At 44.0% G+C, this 23,718-nt stretch carries 21 protein-coding genes; 12 read left to right on the top strand and 9 right to left on the bottom strand.

Going from position 1 to position 23,718, the window contains the following annotated elements; translation table 11 throughout:
• Positions 1-139 precede the first annotated feature (139 nt).
• Positions 140-943, top strand: a complete 804-nt coding sequence (locus IGQ44_11230) for a hypothetical protein (protein ID HIK38546.1) — start codon at positions 140-142, stop codon at positions 941-943.
• 290 nt (positions 944-1,233) lie between these two features.
• Here IGQ44_11230 and IGQ44_11225 read toward each other — a convergent pair whose 3' ends face one another.
• Positions 1,234-1,383, bottom strand: a complete 150-nt coding sequence (locus IGQ44_11225; GenBank protein HIK38545.1) for a hypothetical protein — start codon at positions 1,381-1,383, stop codon at positions 1,234-1,236.
• Between the two features lie 324 nt (positions 1,384-1,707).
• Here IGQ44_11225 and IGQ44_11220 point away from each other — a divergent pair, with 324 nt between their 5' ends.
• Together IGQ44_11220 and IGQ44_11215 are read left to right on the top strand one after the other, a co-directional pair.
• Complete coding sequence (locus tag IGQ44_11220; protein HIK38544.1) at positions 1,708-1,902, top strand: hypothetical protein; 195 nt, start codon at positions 1,708-1,710, stop codon at positions 1,900-1,902.
• 18 nt (positions 1,903-1,920) lie between these two features.
• Positions 1,921-2,106, top strand: coding sequence for a hypothetical protein (locus IGQ44_11215; GenBank protein HIK38543.1), 186 nt, complete (start codon positions 1,921-1,923; stop codon positions 2,104-2,106).
• 14 nt (positions 2,107-2,120) lie between these two features.
• On the opposite strand, the gene IGQ44_11210 is transcribed toward IGQ44_11215, so the two are convergent.
• On the bottom strand, positions 2,121-2,864 hold the full coding sequence (locus tag IGQ44_11210) for a hypothetical protein (protein ID HIK38542.1): 744 nt from the start codon (positions 2,862-2,864) through the stop codon (positions 2,121-2,123).
• Positions 2,865-2,965: 101 nt separating this feature from the next.
• On the opposite strand from IGQ44_11210, the gene hisB reads away from it, so the two are divergent.
• Genes hisB through IGQ44_11190 form a run of 4 tightly spaced genes read left to right on the top strand, consistent with a single transcriptional unit; the run spans position 2,966 to position 6,912 of the window.
• Positions 2,966-3,640 (top strand): imidazoleglycerol-phosphate dehydratase HisB, encoded by a 675-nt coding sequence (gene hisB, locus IGQ44_11205; GenBank protein HIK38541.1) that lies wholly within the window; start codon positions 2,966-2,968, stop codon positions 3,638-3,640.
• 34 nt (positions 3,641-3,674) lie between these two features.
• Positions 3,675-4,739: a phosphotransacetylase family protein gene (locus IGQ44_11200; GenBank protein HIK38540.1), complete on the top strand. Its 1,065-nt coding sequence runs from the start codon at positions 3,675-3,677 to the stop codon at positions 4,737-4,739.
• Between the two features lie 15 nt (positions 4,740-4,754).
• Positions 4,755-6,467 carry a TonB family protein gene (locus IGQ44_11195; protein HIK38539.1) on the top strand — a complete coding sequence of 571 codons (1,713 nt, stop codon included), beginning with the start codon at positions 4,755-4,757 and terminating at the stop codon, positions 6,465-6,467.
• Positions 6,468-6,525: 58 nt separating this feature from the next.
• The gene (locus IGQ44_11190) at positions 6,526-6,912 is read left to right on the top strand and encodes a PilZ domain-containing protein (protein HIK38538.1); all 387 of its coding nucleotides are present in this window, start codon (positions 6,526-6,528) and stop codon (positions 6,910-6,912) included.
• A gap of 1 nt (position 6,913) precedes the next feature.
• Here the strand turns inward: IGQ44_11190 and IGQ44_11185 are convergent, their stop codons facing one another.
• Both IGQ44_11185 and IGQ44_11180 read right to left on the bottom strand, forming a co-directional pair.
• Positions 6,914-7,393 carry a hypothetical protein gene (locus IGQ44_11185; GenBank protein ID HIK38537.1) on the bottom strand — a complete coding sequence of 160 codons (480 nt, stop codon included), beginning with the start codon at positions 7,391-7,393 and terminating at the stop codon, positions 6,914-6,916.
• A gap of 152 nt (positions 7,394-7,545) precedes the next feature.
• Complete coding sequence (locus tag IGQ44_11180; GenBank protein ID HIK38536.1) at positions 7,546-10,134, bottom strand: TIGR03960 family B12-binding radical SAM protein; 2,589 nt, start codon at positions 10,132-10,134, stop codon at positions 7,546-7,548.
• Positions 10,135-10,252: 118 nt separating this feature from the next.
• Between IGQ44_11180 and IGQ44_11175 the strand changes: the two genes are divergently transcribed.
• Together IGQ44_11175 and IGQ44_11170 are read left to right on the top strand one after the other, a co-directional pair.
• Positions 10,253-11,770: a cryptochrome/photolyase family protein gene (locus IGQ44_11175; protein HIK38535.1), complete on the top strand. Its 1,518-nt coding sequence runs from the start codon at positions 10,253-10,255 to the stop codon at positions 11,768-11,770.
• 332 nt (positions 11,771-12,102) lie between these two features.
• On the top strand, positions 12,103-13,146 hold the full coding sequence (locus IGQ44_11170; GenBank protein ID HIK38534.1) for a Photosystem Q(B) protein 1: 1,044 nt from the start codon (positions 12,103-12,105) through the stop codon (positions 13,144-13,146).
• Positions 13,147-13,189: 43 nt separating this feature from the next.
• On the opposite strand, the gene IGQ44_11165 is transcribed toward IGQ44_11170, so the two are convergent.
• On the bottom strand, positions 13,190-13,714 hold the full coding sequence (locus IGQ44_11165) for a cofactor assembly of complex C subunit B (protein HIK38533.1): 525 nt from the start codon (positions 13,712-13,714) through the stop codon (positions 13,190-13,192).
• 76 nt (positions 13,715-13,790) lie between these two features.
• Here IGQ44_11165 and pheA point away from each other — a divergent pair, with 76 nt between their 5' ends.
• A complete protein-coding gene (pheA, locus tag IGQ44_11160) occupies positions 13,791-14,666 on the top strand; it encodes a prephenate dehydratase (GenBank protein HIK38532.1) in 876 nt (291 codons plus the stop codon).
• Here pheA and minE read toward each other — a convergent pair.
• The 3 genes from minE to IGQ44_11145 form a co-directional block, all read right to left on the bottom strand.
• Positions 14,636-14,953, bottom strand: a complete 318-nt coding sequence (gene minE / locus IGQ44_11155) for a cell division topological specificity factor MinE (protein ID HIK38531.1) — start codon at positions 14,951-14,953, stop codon at positions 14,636-14,638. The genes pheA and minE overlap by 31 nt on opposite strands.
• Before the next feature lie 17 nt (positions 14,954-14,970).
• Entirely contained in the window at positions 14,971-15,777 is an 807-nt protein-coding gene (minD, locus tag IGQ44_11150) for a septum site-determining protein MinD (protein HIK38530.1), read from the bottom strand.
• A gap of 159 nt (positions 15,778-15,936) precedes the next feature.
• Positions 15,937-16,869, bottom strand: a complete 933-nt coding sequence (locus tag IGQ44_11145; protein HIK38529.1) for a hypothetical protein — start codon at positions 16,867-16,869, stop codon at positions 15,937-15,939.
• A 755-nt stretch (positions 16,870-17,624) separates the two neighbouring features.
• Between IGQ44_11145 and IGQ44_11140 the strand changes: the two genes are divergently transcribed.
• The gene (locus IGQ44_11140) at positions 17,625-18,332 is read left to right on the top strand and encodes a hypothetical protein (protein ID HIK38528.1); all 708 of its coding nucleotides are present in this window, start codon (positions 17,625-17,627) and stop codon (positions 18,330-18,332) included.
• Between the two features lie 75 nt (positions 18,333-18,407).
• On the opposite strand, the gene IGQ44_11135 is transcribed toward IGQ44_11140, so the two are convergent.
• Positions 18,408-21,101, bottom strand: a complete 2,694-nt coding sequence (locus tag IGQ44_11135) for an efflux RND transporter permease subunit (GenBank protein ID HIK38527.1) — start codon at positions 21,099-21,101, stop codon at positions 18,408-18,410.
• A 1,369-nt stretch (positions 21,102-22,470) separates the two neighbouring features.
• Here IGQ44_11135 and IGQ44_11130 point away from each other — a divergent pair.
• Positions 22,471-22,614, top strand: a complete 144-nt coding sequence (locus IGQ44_11130; protein HIK38526.1) for a hypothetical protein — start codon at positions 22,471-22,473, stop codon at positions 22,612-22,614.
• The last annotated feature ends 1,104 nt before the right edge of the window (positions 22,615-23,718 follow it).

The following is a 23,718-nucleotide window of genomic DNA, read 5'->3' as shown; positions in this document are numbered from 1 at the left end:
AAATGAGTGAATTCATCGGATGCGGGCGAAAGTTATTAGTCAAAGGTTCATAAGGAGTTGAATACAAGAAGGGGACAATGGTTAGTTATAACGGGCTGTAGTAAAATTGTGCATGGTTACGAGTTGCTGGTAGAGTTCAATGGCACTTGTCAAAAGGAACGCCAGTGAGATTGTAGTAAAGGGAAATAACTTACTACTAGTATTTGCTTTTATAATCGCTTCGGTTTTGTTTGGGGCTGGCTTGGTATATTATCTGGGCGAAGTGGGAGGGTTGGAGTTTTTTTGCTATAAGAAAAATCCGGAATTAACAACAACAGACTGTACTGTCACTTTTAGGCCAAGGTTTCAAATATTCCCCACAAAGGAGAGTCAGTATTTTGAAATTAAAGAATTCGACTGCCAACGGAGAAGGAGTGGAAAAGCAGTATTTTATGATTTTATCTTATATGGCAACCAATCAGCAGAAAAAATACCATTATCCAACTGTTCCTCCTGGGGGAGTAAAAGGGCAGAGGAATTAAACGCCTTTCTCCAATCCCCTCAAAAAGACATTTCCTTTGTTGAGTACAACGGCATTGACTGGGTGGAGCTTCTCTTACTTCTGTTGCCCTTTGTAATTTTCTCATCATTCTCAATAATATTGGTATTATTTTTTATAACAGTGACTATTACAATTAATCTTCCCCTCCGCACTGTCACCCATGAGGAGAAAGGTTTACTCTTTTCCCACAAGAAGGTGTACCCGCTGGCAGATGTGGACTGTGTGAAAGTAGTGATAGTGAGGGGGAAAAAAGAGAGTTATAAGGTTCAAATACTGTTTAAGACTAATAGAGAATCTCTTTTTATCGCCTCAAAATCCCAGTGGGGGGAGGCGGAAAGATTGGCAAGGGAAATCGGTGAGTTTATCGGCTGTAGGTTAGACCTTACTAGTCAAGGCAATTAACAAAAGGTGGAGTTAATTGGGGTTAGACGGCAATGGGTTTTTCATGGCTGACTTTTTCCAGTATGCTGATTTGGCCTAGCCGCTTAAATTCTCTCCTATTTTTGGAGTACAAAATATTATAAAAGAATTACTGATTGTAACTGAAACAACTGACGGGGTGAAGACAGGCTAAGTAATTAGGTTTGTTTGGCAAGGGTTTCTGGGGGTGTGGCCCTATTGCCGGACTACTCGCAATGGCCTAACGCCACTAATAACTTGGGTCTTCTGGCGGTTTACTATAAATGTCTGTATCATGGTATGATGCTAAAATGACCGCCATGAATCCCTCGTATTTCAGCGCCACTGTTGGGCACTGTTCCCTGTTGGGCTAAATCCTCGATGGTGATGTAAAATTTCCCCGTCTGCCAGCGCCCTTGATACCACCTTGATTGCCGTGGCAATTTCTGTCTGTAATGCCTGTTTTCCGATTTCCCATTTCCTCTTTCTTCCCGTCTGGGGCACTAATACTAAACGGGTTTTTACTCCCTCTTGTTTAGCTCAATTTTCCCAAAATCTTTGTCCTCTCAACCCATCCTGTGGCAGGGAGGAGCTCACAAGATAAGGCAATTTCAATGTAATATGGTTTCGGAGGCCACATTCTCAATTGTGTCCTTTCCACTTCTCCCTTCTCCCCCTTTTTAATTGCCTTTGTGAAAAACTCCCTTCTAGACTTTCTAGGGCTTTCCTTTGGGCGTCATTACTACAGTCTAATGCCTTGGAGGCGGTTGCCAATTTTAATCTTCAGCCGTCTTTTCTATTGTATTGTCAGGGATGGGGGTTTTGATGATAATGTCTATTGCCCGGGCTTGCGGCAGTCTCCCCCTATCGCCACAGAGGGGAAACTGGCAGGGACAGACTTATGTGTTTTGGGTTACAATCGTAAAGTAGATAATTGGGTTATCCTAGGGAAAAAAGGATAAGGACAACAGGAGAAGAAAATGGCAGGTACAACCATAAATAATACACAAATTCCTGAGGATAGAGAAATGTGGCTTAGTTTACAAAGGGCAATTGCCAAAACATCCGGTTTCAACAGCTGGTGTCAGGAAAATCAAAAAGAGGGGGATATAGAGGAACTGGTGGCAGAGTATTTACGCTTCACTCTAGAAACCTTAGCATATTAGGTACGCCAAGGAGATTATTTTTTCTGACTGTTGCCGGGAAGGGGAAGGCGTAGGAAGTCTTGAAACGACTGGGGTGATATTAAATACCATGTCAACCCTACTGCCACCAACAGGAAAACAATGGCAGAGATACTATGGATTACAATGAAGAGGGGATTTTCACCCCTTTGTCTTCTTCTGGTGGCGGGGAAGAAAACATTACTACTAGTATTTTGTAAAAGAAGTCTGGGGTGGTTTGTGTCTGTGGGTTGTGGTGACGGAGGGGCAATAGTATAATCACAGGCAGCAGCCGTTTCGGCGATGGTAGGGGGGATTACGCCAGTCTTTAGCCAGTTTTTGAGTTGATTGGGGGGAATGATGGCGAGATTTTTCAAGTTTAACTGCTTTAATTGAGTCTTGAGGTTGGTTTCGCTGGTGACTAAGACTATCAACTCTTGGGGGTTTTTCAGGGTAAAATCATAAACGGTTTCAGCAATGCCCATCAGGAGTCGCGCTTTTTTACTCATGTCCATCCCTTCTAGGATGTTAGCCATAGGCAAGGGAGACATGTCTGAGATGATTTGCCAGCCACTGTCGGGGAAAAAACGCGTAAATTCCCTGGCTATCTTCTCCTCTTTCTCCGTGACGGCGCGAAGGGTTAAAAATTCCACCTCCCGCCAAACCACCTCCGGCAAATAACAATGCCCCAAGCGAGAAAAGTCCACCCAGTCCTTGGCCAGCCCTGATAAAATAGTACTTAGTTCTACCACTACTAGCATGGATGTGTCTGTTTCTGTGATGTCCTTGAAATTAGTGGGAAAAATGAGGGAAAATAGATGACAACATATTGAATAACACCAGCGCCACTTTTATCTGCCCAATGGATTCTCACTCGGCTAGTAGACTGACAGAAACACCTACTAACACTGTAGCATCACTAGAGAAGAAAGAGCCTGTTAATCCTCCGCCGCGGGTTGCCACGGTGCACCGGGTTACAAAGGAAACTGAGGTTCTGGTAACGGTAAACCTAGACGGCACAGGCCTTTGTGACATTTCAACCCCCATACCCTTCCTGAACCACATGCTACAACAGGTTGCCTCCCATGGGCTTGTGGACTTGCAAATCCAAGCCACTGGTGATACCCACATCGATGATCATCACACAAATGAAGATATAGGTATTACATTGGGACAGGCCATAGCCAAGGCGGTAGGGGACAAAAAGGGGATAAATCGTTTTGGTCATTTCGTCGCGCCTTTAGATGAGGCTTTGATTCAGGTGGTATTGGATTTCTCAGGAAGGCCCCACTTGAGTTATGGCCTACAAATCCCTACGGAAAGGGTAGGGAGTTATGATACCCAGTTGGTGAGGGAGTTTTTTGTAGCCTTTGTAAATAACAGCTTTATTACTTTACACATTCGGCAATTGGATGGGATTAACTCCCACCATATAATCGAGGCAACTTTTAAGGCTTTTGCAAGATCCTTGCGTCAGGCCCTAGAAAGAGACTGTCGTCGTTTACAAGAAATTCCCAGTAGTAAGGGGGTATTGTAGATGTAGATATTCAGTGAGGAGGAAGGTAAACACTATGACAGGTAACAAGAGGACATTGCTGGTGGCATCCACAGAGGCTTATACGGGAAAGACGGCCACCATCATCGGTATTGCCAAACAACTACAACAAAGAGGGATAAAATTGGCCTATGGCAAACCCATTGGCACCTGTTTTCAGGAAAATGATAGGCTGGAGGATGAACAGGATTTGCAATTTATTTCCCAACTGTTGAGTCTGGGGGGTAATAGTCTTAAGCCCCCCTTATTGCTTTTAGATGAGAAAACCATTATTTCTTCCCTTGGCAAGGAGAATCAATACCGCCTGCAGTTGCAACAATACTGTGACTCCCTGGAGGGAGATTTGATTCTATTGGAAGGTGCCAACAACTTGTTTCAAGGACAATTATTTAATCTTTCTGTCCCGGAAATGGCACATGCCCTCCCCGCACAGGTACTAATAGTGGTTCGATACAACTTGAACACAAATGTAGATCAAATCCTGCTGGCAAAACAGCTTTTACAAGACAAACTCATTGGGGTATTGATTAATAGTGTGCCCCCAGAAGCCGTGGAGATTATGGAAGACAAGTTGAAACCCTTTTACCACAGTAGGGGGATAGAAGTTTTAGCCTGTCTCCCCAAAAATAGGCTACTGCAGAGTGTTAGTGTTAGGGAATTGGTGCGACAACTGAGGGCAAGGGTGTTATGCTGTGAACATCGTCTGGATTTGATGGTAGAATCCCTCACGGTGGGGGCGATGAATGTGAATGCCGCCTTGGAATACTTCCGCCGCGGGAGGAATATGGCCGTAATTACAGGAAGCGATCGCACTGACTTGCAATTAGCGGCCTTAGAGAGTTCTACCACCTGTTTGATTTTAACAGGACATGTGCCTCCCCAACCATTAATTCTTTCTAGGGCGGAGGATTTAGAGGTTCCCATTCTAATGGTGGACTGTGATACCCTAACCACTGTAGAAATAGTCAATCGGGCCTTTGGCAAGGTAAGACTCCATGAGCCAGTCAAGGTAGAATGTATGCAACAGTTAATCCAAGAGCATTTTCATATCGAGACTTTGATGGAAAAACTAAACCTATAGGGAGTGGCTACAATAATGGGAGTAGTAGACAAGGGGGATGCCATGATTAATAATAACAACAGTGGGCAGAAAAAAACAGCAAGCTGGTCATTTTTGCTAAGCCAGGTAGCTAAAGAGATAAATTGGCCCCTTTTGGCTTCTATTTCTGCCCATGGGGTGTTTTTTAATGCGGTTTTGCCCCGAATTGGGGGGGATGTCCAGGCACAAAAAATTGGTGCTACTCCTGTAATAGAACTTAATCCGATAGAACAAACAAGACTCCCCAACCTGGATGGCATGGGGATTTTGCCGCCAGAATCACAAACACCAGTCAGTGGGGAGAATGTCATCCCCCTGCCGCCACCCCCTTGGGAAACTTCACAGTCTCCAGCTTCCAACCCGCCGGCGGTAGCCAACAATATTCCTCTGCCGCCACCCCCCGAGGCGGCTAGCTACGATTTTTCTCCACTTCCTCCCTCCAACACGTCTCCCTCTTCCCAATATGATTATCAGTCTTCCTCCCCCACTCCCTCTCCCTCTCCTTCTCCCCCTCTACCCCCCCCCCCGCCCGTGACTTCAACCACTATAGCCTCCTTACCTCCTGAAGTGCCAGTAGGGGAGTACAATGATATACCTCCTCCCCCTGCCACGAATAAACAACAGGAAATCTTGGACGAAGCCAAAAGGGCGGAAATTAGGAGACAACTATTTGCCAACCAACCCATTGAGATTGCCGTCAATCCCAGGGATGTGATCAATAACCGGAATATTAAAATTGACTTGCGTAATCAGTCTGCCTTAGATTTGGCAAAACCTGAGGAAAAATTAAAACCCACCGACACATCCACTCCCACCACACTGGAGGAAAAAGTCACTGCCAACAACCCCCCCATGACAGGGTTGGAGGGAGACAATACCAGTGATGAGGTGGCTAGGAGAAATTATATTGCCTGGGCAAGACGAGTGCAAAACATTAGGCCAAAACAGTTGGAGTTTACAGGTTTGTATCCGCCTCAAGCCTGTAGTGGCAAGTGGGAGGGAGTCGCCAGTTATGGTGTTGTGGTAAACCCTGAAGGAAAAGTGTCAGAGGCGGAATTGCTAAAAAGTTCGGGTTATCCCCTATTGAATGAAACCGCATTGAAACAAATTAAATCCCATCAGTTTGAGAATGACACTGGTAACAACACCCCTTATCTGGTAGATGTGAGATTCACCTACGATAGCACAGTATGTGCCGCCGCCAACACCTCGGAGGGGGTGGGTGAGACAGCCAAAACCTCGGAGGGGGTGGGTGAGACAAAAAAAAGGGAAACTCCCCCCGCCTCGGAAATAACACAGTCGGAGGGGGAGGTCAAAAATAGTACATCTTCTAGAGAAAACAGGGATAATAACACCCCCGATTCAGCCGCCAATAAGCCGTCAACAGACAATCCCCCCCCTACAAAACCTGCTTTAAAATTCAACCCTTCGGCAACTCAACCCCTAAAGGATAATCTTCCTACTATCAAACCCAATGTAGCAGTTACTCAGCCTTCCAAAGACAATCCCCCCGTCACCCTTGGAGTAGAGTCGAAACCAAAAGAGGCCAACACAACAGCTTCAGACAATCTCACCCCCAAGGCGGAAAATACTGAAAACACCCCCACTGCCGCCGGGAAAGAAAAAGAGGCATTACAGTCTCCCCCACCCCAAGCGGAAGAAGAAACACCACCCCCAGAAGTGCCACAGGAAGAGGGTGGCAACTACTAGCCGGCTAGGATAAAAAAGTACTAAGATCCAAAGAAGGAGGAATTAGGCGGGGGCGTCTATGGAAATGGAAAAGGCAAAAGGCGACTCCCCTCCAGAGGAGAAACGACACACCAGACGCATTTTGGCGGTATGCCGGGTGTTAGACGAGGGGGGGCATTTTTTAGGTTTTACCCTGGACCTTACACGGCAAGGGGTCAGACTGATTGTAGACAAAACCTTTAATCCTGAGGGGAATTTTGAAGTTATTTTAAGCCCCCCTCAGGAGGACGAGGAAATTGCCCCGGACATCAGTATTACAGTCAAACCCTTGTGGCGTTGTCCTGCCAATGATGAATTTGACGAGATTGGTGGTACAATTGTCACAGTGGACTGTCCTGACTCTTTGACAGAGTTGATGGAGTACTGCGATCGCCGAGCCGAGGATAGATACTATTCTCAGGCCTAGTTTAAACTATCCTGCTGTTGTTAGTTACGGCATTCACCAGGTTAGTTAGACTCTGTCGTATTGCTGCCTGTAGTTTGTGGCAGTAGATCTCTTTACTCTGCTGATACTGTTGGGGGTTGTCTATGAAGATAATACTGTCCACTTCCTTCATGGTAAACATTTGGAAGAGGATTTGGCTGACAGGGAAGGCTTGGGGTACAATTTCCAGTTTACTGGTTTTGTTATCGGGGAATTGGGTGGCATCTTCGGCGGTGGGGAAGGCGTAGATGACTTTTTTTTCTAATTCCGGGTGTTTCTCATTTGCCAGAATAGTCAGGACTAGGTTATTATCTGTGGTTTGTCGGAGATAATACTCAGTATGTCCCAACTGTTGGGCAAAGGCGCTGATTACAGGTATAACGCCCTTTTCCATTATAATAGAGGGGACACCGTATTTGGGGGCTTCTGCCACTAGGTGGGCTAATTGTGCTTCTAGATTCATGGTTTTTAGATACCCTTGTCCATTACTTCAATTTTATCTCTTTTCCCCCTTTGTGGTGATTTAGGGGGTGGGATTTAGGGATTATGATGTAGGGGTTTGTGAGGGGTTTAGTGTGGAGTTGCCCCCTGACTCAGAATCACCTCCCGCCCCTTTTACTCGCCTTGGCAGCGAAGCAGTATCCTCTCGCGGTGGGCTTTGAGGAGGGTAAGACTTTCACCACTTATCCTCTCCAGCATATAACAAACCTTTTCTGGTGTCAAGAGGGAGCCGTCATTTTTGGCACTTCCCACATACCTCAGAGTGGCAGTGTCTTTTTGGGCAGAAAGGAGGGAGAGATGGTAAAGGTTTTCCCGGAGATTTTCCACTTTCCTCTTGCCATCTTTGCCGGTTTTCTCTTTCTCGATGGTGGTGGTGTTTAATAGTGCCTCTATCCAAGACTGCCATTGGGTGGGGGGAGTGGGTTTATCGGCGGCAAGGGTGATGGTATATTCGGCTTTGTCTAAAAGTTGGGTGGCAAAAGGGGACTTGACTGGGATTTGTTCTACCTGGAAAATGGGTAAACCGGGGGGGAGTTGTGCTGTCAGTCTTTGCCTGAATTCTTCAACCGTCATGGGGGTATGTAACTGGAATTCTACAATTTCCCCACTGCTTGTCATCCCAAGGGGTAAGGCAGAGGCTATGGAAATCTTGGGAGTGGGATGGAAACCTCCAGTATAAGATATGGGCATACCAGCACGTCTGATGGCCCTATCAAACAAACGCATTAAATCCAAGTGACTTATCAATGCCATGTCTCCCTCTTTGCCAAACCAGACGCGGAGTCTTTGCACTACCGTCTGATTGGGTTTGAAGTCTCCCTCATACTCAGGGATAGGAGGGGGAGTCACTACCACATTGTGCCCAAATTCTGGGCTACATACCCCACAACTACTACAACCCTCAAAGGAGCAATCAGGTACAACTACTTCTTGTAGTGCCCTTTGTAAGTCCTCTTTGAGCCATTTTTTGTCTATGCCAGTATCAATATGATCCCAGGGAAGAGGTGCATCGTAGTCTATTTTACCAGTATCGGCCTCAAAAACGTTCCACTCACCCCTTTCGATTTGACGATATTTCCAGGTTAAGCCGGCTTCACTGATAGCCTTTTCCCATGCCTGATAGGCTTTATCTATATTTTCCCACCAGGCGTCCATACCGGCGCCCAATTCCCAGGCGCGACGTATAACTTTTGCAAGTCTCCTGTCACCCCTTCCCAGGAAGTCTTCAATGGCGGAAATCCGCACGTCGGTATAGTTTACCTTCACTCCCCTCATCCCCTCAAATTCTCTTCTTAGCAAATTCTGTTTACGGATAAATTCAGCGGTGGAAACAGAATGCCATTGGAAAGGGGTGTGGGGTTTGGGGGTAAAATTAGAAATTGTCAGATGGAAGTCAAGAGGTTTTCTGCTTAGATGACGACACTCCCTCCGCAACCATTTAACCGTCTCGGCAATACCTATTACATCCTCATCTGTTTCCCCAGGCAAGCCAATCATGAAGTAGAGTTTCACCTGTTGCCACCCTTCCCTTACTGCCGTTTGTATTCCTCGGAGTAAGTCTTCGTTGGTTAACCCCTTATTGATTATGTCTCGTAGTCTTTGGGTTCCGGCTTCCGGGGCGAAGGTCAATCCTGTTTTCCTAGTACCCCCAACTATTCTAGCAATATTTTTGTCAAAACGGTCTACTCTTTGACTGGGCAAGGAGAGGGAGATGTTTTCATCCTTGAGACGGTTTTTGATTTCAATGCCTACAGCCGGGAGGGAGAGATAGTCGGAGCAACTGAGGGATAATAGGGAGAATTCGTTGAATCCTGTTTTTCTCATCCCCTCCACAATGGTATTTATAACATCTTCTGGCTCTACATCCCTAGCGGGGCGAGTTAACATCCCCGGTTGACAAAAACGACATCCCCTAGTACAACCCCTTCTAATTTCTACTGTCAGACGGTCATGTACTGTTTGCACATAGGGCACTAAACCGATAGAATAGGCTGGGATGGGTGTAGCCACACGTCTTAGGATTCTTTCGGGTACGTCTGGACGATTGGGTTTAACTGTGCCATCGGGTTGCATATCATAGAATTGGGGCACATAGACACCTGGAATTTGAGCCAAGTCCAGTAGTAATTGTTGCCTACTGAGGCCCTGTTTCTTCCCTTCTTCTACCACTAAACCGATTTCTGGTAATAATTCCTCCCCGTCGCCTACTGCGATAAAATCAAAGAAGTCAGCATATGGTTCGGGGTTAGAGGTGGCGGTTTGTCCACCGGCGAAAATGAGGGGATAATTGCCTTCTTGTCTTTCCTTCCAGGTGAGGGGGATTTGGGCTAGACTAAGCATTTCTAGGATGTTAGTGGCGCCCAACTCATAACTTAGACTAAAACCGAGAATGTCAAAATCCTTTACGTCTCTTTTGGATTCTAGGGCAAACAGGGGGGTGTTGGTTGCCCGCATTTTCTTTGCCAAATCCGGTCCAGGTAGATAGGCACGATCGCACAGTTGTCTTGGCTGGGTATTGAGGATATTATAGAGGATTATGTGTCCTAGGTTAGAGGCCCCCACCTCATATACTTCTGGATATGTCAACACCCATCTTACGGTAGCACTTTCCCAGTCTTTGTGTTTTGCCCCCAATTCGTTACCCAAATAACGGGCAGGTTTGCTTATTTCTGGGGTTATCAATTCTTCTACGGCTACTCTCATGCCACTCCTTTCTTACTATTACAATAACAGCACTTATTTAAACTGTTTTTTTCCTCTTGACCCTTACATATTATAACCCATAATTTAGGAAATACATCAAATTTTGTCCCGCAAATTTATGCCTATTGGTATTTGGATATTAGGAGATCAACTCACTGATAAAAATCCTGCTATCTTGGCAAGCAAGGAGCAAAAGAGAGAAACACTTATTCTTATGATTGAGAGTTTAGAATATGTAAAAAAAAGACGTTACCATAAGCAAAAGCTGGTGTTTATTTGGGCGGCGATGCGTCATTTTGCCCAGAAGCTATCCGGGGAGGGATGGCAGGTAGACTATGTGGTAACCCAGGGAGATTTTGCCCCTATTGTCCACCACTGGATTAGGAGTAATAAAATTGCTGAATTGAGAATTATGCTTCCGGCAGATAGGCCTTTTTTTGAGTATATTAACAGTCTGGGATTAAAAAGCAAAATAACCTGGTACAACAACATAAACTTCTTGTGGCAGCCGGAGGAATTTAGAGAGTGGGCGGAGGGAAGGAAAAGATTGATTTTGGAAGATTTTTACAGGGAGGGGAGAAAAAGATGGAAGATTCTTTTAACAGAAGAAGGGAAGCCAGTGGGAGGTAAATGGAATTTAGACAAGGAAAATAGAAAACCCCCCAACAGGAAAATATTGCCCCCCAAAAGACTAAGCTTTGAGCCAGATGAGATTACAAAAGAGGTAATAGAAAAGGTAAAAAAACTGGATATACCCACCTATGGAGAGTTGGAAAGATTTGAATGGGGTGTTACAAGAGAGTCGGCATTGAAAGCGCTGAGGGATTTTGTGAAAAACCGTCTCCAGAGGTTTGGAATATACCAGGATGCGATGTTAACGGGAGAACAATATATGTGGCATAGTCTACTTTCCCCCTACCTAAACGTGGGATTATTACAACCATTAGAAGTGATAAAAGAAGTGGAAAATGTTTACTATCAAAATTCTATCCCTATCAACTCAGTGGAGGGTTTTATCCGTCAGGTATTGGGGTGGCGGGAATACATGTATGGAGTATATCACTATGTGGAAAAAGACTATTTTCAGTCCAACTGGTTTAACCATACTCAGCCATTACCTCCCTTCTTCTGGGATAGCAATAGGACAGATTTAAACTGTCTTAAACAAGTACTAAAACAAACAGAAAATACAGCCTATGCCCACCATATTCAAAGACTAATGATTCTCAGCAATTATGCCCTAATAAGTGGCATTTGTCCACAGGAAGTGGAAAACTGGTTTCACTGCGCCTACATCGATGCCTACGACTGGGTAATGCAAACAAATGTACTGGGGATGGGACAATTTGCCGATGGGGGTTTTCTGGCTACTAAACCCTATATATCCTCTGCTAACTACATAAGGAAAATGAGCGATTATTGTGACAGTTGCCGCTATAACCCTCAATCAAGAAGTACAGAAAATGCTTGCCCTTTTAATTATCTATATTGGGACTTTCTTGCCCGTCACAAAGATAAATTAAAGTCCCAGGGGAGAATGGCATTGGCATTAAAACATCTAGAGAATATTTCCCCTCAAGAATTGCAACAAATCCAAACCCTGGCGACAAAATGGAGGGGAAAACAATACTTATAAAAACTTAACAATTACCCCTCCTCAGCCTAAAACAGCTAAGGGCAATAAAAGGCAGAATAACAATGAATAAAAAATGTTAAGAATAAATGAAAATAAAAGACGCCCCCAAAAACCCCATGCTAATATAGAAGAAGAAAAACCCTAGGGGTTAGAATGAAACCCCCCAGGGGAGTTGTTGGAATAGCTAGCTAAAAAGTCAAAGGAAAAACCCTTGCCCCGTTTACCAAAAAAACGAACCCAACTAATGGAAGTGTTTTAACATATTTTGCCCTTTTTGTAAAGTAGTGTAACGGGGAGGGGGAGTAAACAAAAGAGAAGGAGGATTTGAGACTATGGCAACGGTAATAGGCAAACGTCTAAGATTGGAGCCATCCTCCCTGTGGGATGCCTTTTGTCGCTGGGTAACAAGCACCAATAATCGCATTTATATAGGGTGGTTTAGGGTGTTAATGATACCCACCATGTTGGTGGCGGCAATAGTATTCGTAATTGCCTTCATATGCGCGCCGCCAGTAGACTTGGATGGGATTCGGGAGCCAGTGGCAGGAGCGTTGTTGAGTGGTAATAACATAATAACAGCGGCAGTGGTCCCAACCTCGGCGGCAGTGGGCCTACACTTCTACCCCATCTGGGAAGCGGCATCCATAGAAGAATGGCTGTATAACGGTGGCCCATACCAGATGATAGTCTTCCACTTCCTGATTGCGGTTTGGGCTTACCTGGGAAGACTATGGGAATACAGTGAGCGTTTGGGAATGCGCCCTTGGATTGCCACAGCATTTTCCGCCCCCGCTGGTGCCGCTACTGCGGTGCTACTGGTGTACCCCATAGGTCAAGGAAGTTTTGCTCAGGGGATGCCTTTGGGAATAGCAGGCACCTTCAACTTTATGTTGGCAGTACAGGCAGAACACAACATCCTGATGCACCCCTTCCATATGTTAGGAGTAATAGGGGTATTCGGAGGTGCCTTGCTTTGTGCTACCCATGGCTCCCTTGTAACCTCATCTCTAATACGAGAGACTACAGACGCTGAATCGGTAAACGAGGGCTACAAGTTTGGGCAACAGGAAACCACCTATAATCTAGTTGCTGGCCATGTGGGTTATTTGGGCAGACTGTTGATACCCTCTTTGGCGCTTCGTAACAGTCGTTCAATCCACTTTCTCCTAGCGGCATTCCCCACCATAGGCATCTGGTTTGCTACTCTAGGCATCTGTAGCGTTGCCTTCAACCTCAACGGCTTCAACTTCAACTACTCCATCCTCGACAGCAGCAACCACGTCATCCGCACCGAGGCTGACTTGTTGAACCGAGCCAACATGGGGTTGGAAGCAATGCACGCCCCCAATGTCCACACCTTCCCCAATCTACTCTAGTATAGTCTAACATGAACAGGCCCCCGTTGGGGGGCTTTTTTGTCTATTCCCTCACTTGGTAGGCGAAGGGGAAGTTTTTTTGTAGTTCAATCAACTCGTCCCTATGGGCTTGGATAGTAATTACGGTTTGGGTTTTGTCGGTTTCCGGATTGCCGTCTAAACGGAAGATTACTTGTTCTACCCTTCTGGCCTTGTGCCAATAGTACCACCCCGTAAAGGGTGCTAGCAAGGTTAGTCCTAGTGCCCAGTATAAGGGTTGCGACTGGAAAAGCATTGACAGCACTAATCCTAGACAAAACAACCCACATCCTGCCAAAAAGCTTAAAAATACTGCTAGGAAGCCACTGGCAGCCACAAGGCCCTCCAGGACTACCTTATTCTCCTCTGGATGTATAGATTTTACTCTATAGGCTCTCCGGAAAAAATAGTCACGAAGATAGCTGAGGATATTATCGGGATTGTCTTGACAGGCGAGGGTGACAGTTTCTCTACGTTCCTTTACACTACCTCTGATGAAGAAGAAAAGGCCAATGAGCAACAATAGAGTTAGGATAAGGGTAGACAACATTTCCTTTAAGGGAACAGGACACTGCTACAATTAACACTAACAGGAGACGGCAGCAAACGACAACTAACCCCCCACCATGGAGAAGATTATCGCCTATTTGGGACCAGAGGGCACTTATTCAGAAATGGCAACCCTCTTCTATGCCCAACAGCTGAAACGGGAAAAGGGAATAACCTCCCGTCTGCTTCCTCTGGTTAGCATCCCTCAAACCCTAAAGGCGGTGGCCATGGGGAAGGCAGATATTGCTATAGTACCAGTGGAAAACTCTATAGAAGGCTCAGTGGCAGTTACCCTAGATACCCTCTGGGAATTAGACTGTCTCCATGTCCAACAGGCCATCACCATCCCCATTGTACACAATTTGCTGTCCCATGGTGACAGTTTGGCACAAATACAAACCGTCTACTCCCACCCCCAAGCTTTGGCCCAATGTCAGAAATGGCTAGAGAAATACCTGCCACAAGCCCGTCTTATCCCCACCAATTCTACCACAGAAGCCCTATTACACCTCAAGAATGAGCCCACCGCCTCTGCTATTGCCTCTGCTAGGGCGGCACAACTGTATGAGCTTCCCATAAAAGCCCATAATATCAACGACTATCCCGACAATTGTACTCGTTTCTGGGTGGTGGCAAAAGACTCCCTCACAGACGGCTGCTATGTCTCCCTTGCCTTTGCCTTTGAGGCTAATATCCCCGGTGTGCTGGTAAAACCTTTACAAATCTTTGCAGAAAAACAAATAAACCTGACTAAAATAGAATCTCGTCCTACTAAACGCTGTCTAGGAGAGTATCTCTTCTTCCTGGATTTACACGGTGATAGTCGTAGTCCTCAGGTACAATGTGCTCTAAAAGAACTACATAAAGTGACCAAAATCACCAAAATCCTTGGCAGTTACGACGTCATTGCGGTAACAGAGAGTCAATTGTGTTTTTCCTCCTCCACAGACTGAGAATCGGGGGGAGAAGCAGAGAATACCCGCTTGAATTTTCTAATAGGCAGGATGGCACTGAGGGAAGTGTTCCTGTCATTGCTCTTAATACAGAACTCCATCTTTTCTAAGTCTATGTCTAGATAACGGCTTACTACCTCCACAATCTCATCCCGCATCCTGTTGACGGCTTCCGGGTTAATACCGGCGCGATCACAAGATAATACCAGTTCCAAACGGTTCTTAGCCTTTATTCTACTACTGGAACCACCCCAGGGATTAAATTCTCCTATCATGCCTTTGAACATATTACCCCATCCACTCATTACGGGTTGTTAAAACCGAAAAAACGACGGATTTTCGCCAATAAACCCTCCTGTGTACCCATCAAATCCAAAAAAGGCACCTCCATCCCATTCAACCTTTTAGCAATATTTTTGATGGCCATAGCCGGTAGGGTATCAGGATTGCTTAACACTAGGGGCTCCCCTTTATTAGAAGAAGTTATAACTCTCTTGTCATCAGGTATAATGCCAATTAGGGGAACCACCAGCAGGTCTAGTATATCCTCTACGCTGAGCATCTCGTCCATTTTAACCATTTCTGGACGCAGACGGTTTACGATGAGACGGATACTCTCCATCCTTTCACATTCTAGCAAACCCACCACTCGATCAGCGTCTCTCACGGCAGCTACTTCGGGGGTGGTGACAATCAAGGCTTCCTTGGCAGCGGCGATGGCGTTACGGAAACCCATTTCTATCCCCGCTGGGCAGTCTATTAGGATATAATCGAAACTGGAAGTTAGTTTTTCTACGATCTCCTTCATTTGCTCGGGGTTTATTGCGTCCTTGGTGCGATTTTGGGCCGCTGGTAGTAAAAATAGCCCTTCTGTGCGTTTATCCTTTACCATCGCCTTTTCCAAGGTGCATTCCCCCGATATGACGTCTATAATGGTGTATACCACCCTTTGCTCTAGTCCCAGTAACAAGTCTAAATTTCTTAGCCCGAAATCTGCATCTATTAAACATACTCTTTTGCCTAATTGAGCTATTGCTGTGCCCAAATTCGCCGTTATGGTGGTTTTCCCCACTCCACCCTTCCCACTGGTTATGACAATCACTCTACTCATAAATTACAATATCTACCAGCTAATACGGCTAGATAATTTTAGCGAAAAATGTCATTGCCACTGCCACCTTCTGGCATGGTTTGACACTTTCCACTCTTGTTGTCCTATCTCATGGGATGTATAAATTATAAACAATTGAGCCCCATTTTTCTCCAAAAGCTACTTCATTATAATCACATTGTCTCCCACCACCGCACTTCTGGCCAACACATTCCCCCGACTATCTTGGAGACTAAACTTATGTAAATCCAGGGATTTTGCCTTCTCAAACAATTCTCTTGCCAATTTGTTTTTTTCGTTTATCTTTAGATTTTGCCAGTCATCTGTCAAGGCTATGGTTATGCTATTTTCCCGGAAGTCTACCAGGATTTTTACTACCATATTTTCCCCATACTTTTGGGTGATTGTTTTTAGTTTATCTTCTATATTCTTCAGTAAGAATTGTTCAGGGGAAAGGTTAGCTAAATCTGTTTCTTCTACTACTTCCTCTTGGATTTCCTCTTCGCCATAGTCTTGTTGATTTTCAGATAGATTCGCCTCTTTCTCCAATTCTAGCGGCAATTCCTGGCTATAATCTTGTTGAGGCTGTTGGGAAGGAAGATTTTCCCTGTTTTCTGATTCTAACAACTCCGTTTGCCCCAGTTTATTGTTAGGATTCTCCTCTGGCATTCTCGGCTTCCCGGCAAGGGAGGTTTCTTCCGTCTTGGCTACCACTTTTCCACTGAAAACTACCCCGCTGAAGAAGGTGAGAATATTAAATCCCAGACTGACAATCAACACCACAACTAGTATCAAATTGGTATTCACCCCCCGGTTTTTGCTTTTACTTACGCTACCTACAGCCGTCTCCTTTTCTACTGCTTGGGGTTGGCTGTCTTCTGGAGGCAGGTTTTCTGTTTTCAACTGTAAATAGTCTACTAGGGCATTGCTGGCTTTCACCAAGTCGTCTACCACCTTTAAACTGGGCAAATCCCTTGGTGGCTTGTGATTTAGTATTTTAATTGCCTTTTCTAACTGGACGATAGTGCGTTTCAATGATTTTTTTAGTTCAATTACGGTATATTTGTTCTCACCCTTAGAATTCTCACTCATTTCTTTTATGGGCAGAAAATTGTCTCCTTTATTGATGATACAACACAGTTAACCTCTCAACTATTGTCCTTTATAAAATTCCCGGCCGCCCTATTTTGAAGGTATACTGGTGTTAAACTATGGCAAAATTATCAGTTTTGCCTTGGCTAGTTTGAAAGACAAAATAAATCCAAAATGGGGAAAAATTCTCGAGATGAATACAAATTTAGAGGAATTTTTACTTCCTTTTTATTCTTGTGTTTACTGTTAACTAGTTGTGCTTCCGTATCCCCCCCTCCCCTTGAATTTGCCCCCAGGGGCGAAATTGTCAAAAAAGCCTTACAATTATACCTGGAAAATAAATACAATTACTTAAGTAAAAACTTGGGCGCCCCTCCACTTTCTTTTCAGATAGACAAGATAAATGTCAGGAAAATTCAACCAACTGTTAAGTTTAATCTCCCTGTATATTGTCTAAAAGGAGAGTATGAAGTCACCCTGGTATCCGGAAGGAAAACAAAAAAGAGAATCAAAAATAACTTTAGTTTATACCTGCACAGACAAAGACAGGGCAAGACTTGGCGCGTGTTTTTACCTAGTTACCATTCCCCCACAACCACCTATTTACACTATCTAATTAGCTAAAATGTATAACGCTTTACTTTTTTTTAAAATTTTTCCTGCTAGCCTGAGGGGAGGAGAAGATAAATCAAATAAGTCTTGCCAATTGTCACCTTTGTGGTAGATTTTACCATTAAAAAGATAAGGAGGCTGCCATGGCAAGGGTAATAAGTTTTGAGGAGTTGAATAGTCAGGGAATTTCAGCAGAAGACTTCAAAAAATCTCTGACTTTGAAATACCAAGCAAAAACCTATAGACGTAGGGCGGATTTACCGAAAAAATTTAGGGAAAAGGCAATGGTTTTATGTGAAGAGATAGCCAGGGAAGGCAAAGACTCTTTTGTGACTGAAACAAGTTTTTCCTACACCGTTTGGGAGGAAGAAATACCTATTGTAGAAGGACATAAAAACACCATCATTAGGGAAATAGAGGAAAATTATGTTAGGGAATCTCCCCCCTATACTCATGAGAATATAACCTCCGCAGAGACGGCAGAGATAAAAGAAGAGATGGTTAATAGGCAAAAAGCCGAGATGATTGAGATGATGACTAGAATGCTAGAAAAAACAACCCTTGGCGAATTTACCGGCGAGTATACGGGCGAAGATAAAAAAGTAAAGGACAACAGCAGTGGTGTTAAAAAGGAATATAACCTGTTCCAGTATACACAGGAAAAGGACTCTTCCCTCACCCTGGAAGACGCAAAAACACAAAACAGGCAAAACACCACAGCAGTTTTCCCTGAGGATGTGATTAAGTATCGTGGGGTGGCAGTAAATCAGGTGGAAAAACCCACAATGGTAGCCAACCCCTCCCCCCAAACCCCCAAGAAGACTAGAGTTTATCGTGGTGTTGTTTACTAATTACCATTGGCAGCCAAAAAGACTAAAGTCTTTCATGACTTGGTTTACCATTCCCCATACCCCACCCTCAATTTCCTATGGCCTATACCCACCCCCACCGCCAACTCCTACTCTTCTGGTTTTGGTTTTCCTAGAAATTTGCAATATGAGAGAATAAAAGACAGGCACAAATACTAGACTCAAGAGGGAAGAGGTAATTAAACCGCCTATAATGGCTATAGCCATGGGTTGTCTTAATTCTGCACCAGCGCCAATGCCAATGGCAATGGGAAGCATGCCCATTATAGTGGAAAGACTTGTCATCAAAATAGGGCGTAAGCGGGTAAGACAACCCTTGACAACGGCAGTCTTTATACTCATTCCCTCTTGGCGTAATTGATTGATAAAATCCACTAGCAGGAGGGCATTTTTGTCCAATAAACCGAGGAGGAATAGAATACCAATGAGAGAAATGATACCAAAGTCCTTTTGAGTAATCAACAAGGCAAAAATAGCGCCTACCATGGACAAGGGCAAAGATAATACTACCACCAATGGCTCCCTTAAACTACCAAAAAGTAGCCATAATGTCAGCAACATTAGAATTAAGGCAACCAGAAATACCAGAAAAAACTGTCTTAAAACCTCTCCCATTCTGGCAGAATCGCCGCCAATAACGAGATTGACTTTTTCTGGAAGAAGGGGTTGAATCTTCTGGATTACCTCCTGAGTCAGATTACCAATAGCCTCCCCAGTCGCCAGATTGGCATTGAAAGTGATAGACGCCTTCCCATCAAGCCGTTGGATGAGATTAGGAGTGTTGTCATCGGCAAGACTAATATCGTTAGGAGAAACAGTCAAGTCTTCCAAGCCAGGGATTTTTTCAAGCTGTGGTTTTATCTTGGCGGCGGTGGCGTATAGAAGAGGAATATCCTCACTTGTCAGGGAAACAGAAAAAGGTTGACTATCCCCCGTGTCGACGAATTTTATATCCTCCACACTATAGGTGACACCTTTAAGGGAAAGTTGAGACAACCTGTTACGGATTTCCTCTTGAATGGTGGCAGTATTCTTATTCCTGTCGGATTTCAACCTGACATGGATTTTGCCGCGATTGGGTTGATTTCGCCAACCAACTAGGTTAAAAACAGTTTCTATTTCGGGAATGTTTGCTATTTCTGCTTCTATCCTCTCGCCAACACGACGGGTTCGCCTTAAAATAAAACCACTGGGATTATCTTTAATGCCGGCTAGCCAGTTGAAAGCCGAATTGTTATCCCCACCACCCCCTGTGGCAGGGGGGGAAGTGGAGGAAGGCCAACTCGAGGGGATTTTGGGTAAGGCGGTAGTGTAGAAAATATTAAACTCCCCCCTATCCAGTTTGGGAATAAATCCTCGGGGAATAAGGGGGATTAGGGCAAGGCTAAGACAGAAAATAACAATAGTGGCTGATATTATTATTTTAGGGTGCCCCAATGCCCAATTGAGCAGCTTTAGGTATCTAGTAATCAATTTTCTCCCAATACTGGCGGTTAAAAGTCTTTCTTGTCTTCCCCCCCTCAACCAGTAACGACACAAAACAGGAGTTAGTGTCCGTGCCACCAGAAGGGATATAATCACAGAAGAGGACACAGTTAAGGCAAAGGGTTTAAAGAATTGTCCTAAATTGCCGGTAGTAAAAGCAACAGGCAGGAATACAACCGCAATAGAGATGGTGGCTGCAAGAATAGCTAAGCCAATTTCCTCACTTCCCCTGATAGCCGCCTGTATCGGTGTTTCTCCCCCTTCCAGATGACGGCTGATATTTTCCACTTGGACTATAGCATCATCTACTACAATTCCTATTACCAGGGCTAGAGCCAGAAGAGTAATAGTTTCTAGATTAAAACCGGCAATATGCATTACAATGAAAGTACCCAGTAGAGACAGGGGTATAGCAAAGGCTGTTATGATAGTGGCCAATGGGTTGCGTAGAAAGAGGAATATAACAACTACAGCCAGGATAATAGCCAACCAGAGACTATCAATGGTAGCCTGGGTAGCCTCTTGTATATAATCGACTTCCGTTTGGGCGATTTTAAAATCAATATCGGGGAAAAGGGGTTGTAATTGCCGACGCAGAGACTCTGTAGCCTTTACTATTTCTAAGGTGTTGGCACTAGCCTTTTTGACAACTTGTAAAGCCAGGGCTGATTCCCCATTAAAACGTACAATAGTATTATTTTCGTCTTCTAGTCCTAGAAGACTTACAGAAGAAACCCCTGTTATTTCCTTCAGACGGGGGATGATTTTTTCCTTTGCCGCTACCGCGGTTTCTTCTAGACTTTTATCATCACTGGTTAGGACATAGGTGATGGCAGTAGACTCATTTAGATTATAGGGGATAACCTCCAATTTCGTTTGTGGAGGCAACCAGACTGAAGAGACAGCCTTTTTCACCTCTGCGGTTGCTACTTCCAGACTCTTGCCGGCGTAAAACAGAATATTAATTACCCCCTCTTGGGGATAAGATGTAGAAGTGATAGACTCGACACCCTCCAATCTTAGTAAGGGTTGTTCTAGTGGATGTATAATCTCTTGGGTGAATTCAACCGTATTAGCAGCGGTGTTGCTACGGGCATGAATAATCACTACAGGGAAAGTCACATCGGGGAAAAGGGCATATTTTAAGGAAAAAAAGGCTAGCAATCCCGTCACAGCCACGAATAACCAGAAAATGAGAGTAACCCGCGGGAATTCCAAGGCTAGTCGGGAAATATTTAGTCTTTTTTTACGCCAATGATAGTCTATCCCCATAATTCATATCTTGGAAAACACCTTATAGCCTACCAGAAAAACTGGTGTGTTACATCCAGCAATTATTGGGGTTTTTTGTTGTAAATCCCTTCCACGGCTACACTACTCATATTCTCTGGAATCGTTATGTATAACAGTTAGGATACAGATGCCAGGTTGATTGTCATCCTGATAGTGTCAGACGCTGGATTTATTCTAGGAGTTTCGTCTTCATTTCATGTAACTTGCTGGTATTAGAGACATTGAGACTAGTATAGGACTATCGGGTATATTGCGATTCCTGCTACCATAATTGAGATTAGTCTCAAGGTGTTATCTTAATGGCATGAAACACTAGAATTATCCCACAGCTATCAGACAGATTTTCATTTTTGCTGAGACATACTGCCACTAGTCTGGAGACAGGAAATTGATTATTATAACCCCTACCAATCACACTAAGAAGAGTATACCAAGGGTTGTGACTTGTAATAGGGCTAAACCCTGAGAAGAATTTAGTAGAGATTATCATTCAAAGTAGGATTATACACAACACACAGCAGGGTAAGAAGGGTAGACTGCCACAGGTGGGATTACAACTGCAGACAAGTGAGAAGACTTAGAGATGATTGATTGGGATTCAAGGTGGTATTGATTAAACATATAAGGGGTTGTAGCCATAGGGTTAACTTTGGTATTAGTCCAGAGATATATTATCAAAACCCTAGTCTTTGGGACTACCCTGAAGACTAAAAAATTAGGAATACTTGGCGTTATTCCGGGATACAATCACAGAGTTAGGATGGAATCTAATTTTTTCCGATTTTAGACACCTAGCAGGATAACTCTAAAAAGGTGTGATTACTTCCGCCTCAGTTTACAGGGAGAATACAGAGGCAGGGGGATTTAATAGTCATAGGATACTAGCCTAGTATTTTAATGCTAGCTGTCATAAATAAAAATAATTAGTGGAAAGTTGTGGGATTTTTTTTGACATTGCCTCTATCAAACCCAGGATATGGCTGGAGTGGCATTAACTGTGGTTTTATCCCGGTTTACATCATGGGATTAGTCTCCAGGCATGAGGTTTGTTTTTGCTTGTATTAAATACTGGCATTAGTTTACAGCCCTCGTGGCATTAGACACTCACATTTTGTAATTGTTACCCCAACTAAATATATTGAATATGAGTATTGGACGGATGATAGTCTTTATTGCCATAAGACACTAGGGATACCCTACTAGTGTCACTTTACTGAAATGAGACAGTAGCACTATTCCACAGTTATAGGAAAAATTGTGACACAAAAGAGATTGTAACATAAAGTGAAGCCCCGGGAGGCGGAAAGACGCAGAATAAAACACTGATTGTGCAAGACGGGTAATGGTGACAATTGTGATTGAAGATGGCATTAAACACATAAACAAGCGAAGAGAAACAGAAGTGATTGTAATTCAAAGTGAGATTAAATATGGGGAAAAAGTTACAGCTGTTAGGTGGATTGCCATTTTGGCCATTTTGTCCTAGTATAAACAGTGGGACAAGTTTGGGGTAAAATCTACCTAATCCCTAATAGAGGCTTAAGAGTGGTTGATTGTTTTTGTACTTAAGCCCCAGATGTTGGTCTAGCATTGTTGATATAGATTGTTATTGCTATTGGAATTAGAGAGAATTAGACACGGGGATTATACCACTAAAGTGAAGACATGGGCTTGCTTTTTATTTTGCCTGTGTCAAATCCCAAGATTAGTCAACAGAAATGGGGAAAATTGGGGAGAGTTTAGGAAATTCATATTATCATTCCCTTTTGCTGGGGATGAATACTGCAACGTGGGATTAGTTGGCTATTATCCCCACCAATGGAGGCGTCGGATGGTTTTTCACGCCGCTTATTTCAAAGGATTTCAATATTACCCTCCCTTTACACTCTGGGGGTAGCCATGGGAGTTGTTGTTTTACTCGGATTTAGACACTGAGACAAGGATAGAGATATCGGGGTGATTGGTTGTGATAGTAGGATTAGTCTACAGATGTCAGGGGATGAGATAGAAGCCGGGTTTTATGTTGCCTGTGTCAAATCCTGGTATTAGTCTGTTGAGGTGGCATTAATTGTAGTTTTATCTGAGTCTAGACTTTGAAAAAGGAGTTATTCTATTGTTATGTTATCCCCATTTATACTCTGCAATCAACCCACAGCAACAGGGGTTTATTGTTTTGCCTGAAATTAAATACAACTATGGGTTTACAAATATTGAGTTGATTGTAATTTCCCTTGGTATATTTTAAGACGACTCCAAAAACATAGACTTTACTGTAATCCCCACAAAGGTTAAACATTAATAAATGTAACTTGAAAAGGGATTAAACTTGCATACGAGTAGAAACGAGCAGCGATGATTAGTATTTGAAGTAGGATTAAACATAGAAAGAAAAAGTCATGGCCGTAGGGTTTACTGCTGTTTTGCCCCAAAATGAGTATAGGAGTTTACACTCGAGAGGGAATCCACCAGTGTCATTCTCACTAGGATTATACCCATCTTGTGGACGATAGGAGTCTAGAAATGTCAAATTGCTTTTTATCCTGCCTATGTCAAACCCCAAAGGTAGGGGGTTTATAGACGGGAAGGAGGG

It is taken from the genome of Geminocystis sp. M7585_C2015_104 (assembly GCA_015295805.1).
Lineage (GTDB): Bacteria > Cyanobacteriota > Cyanobacteriia > Cyanobacteriales > Cyanobacteriaceae > DVEF01.
The sequence above is the reverse complement of the archived record's forward strand: the minus strand, read 5'-3'. Positions and strand labels throughout refer to the sequence as shown.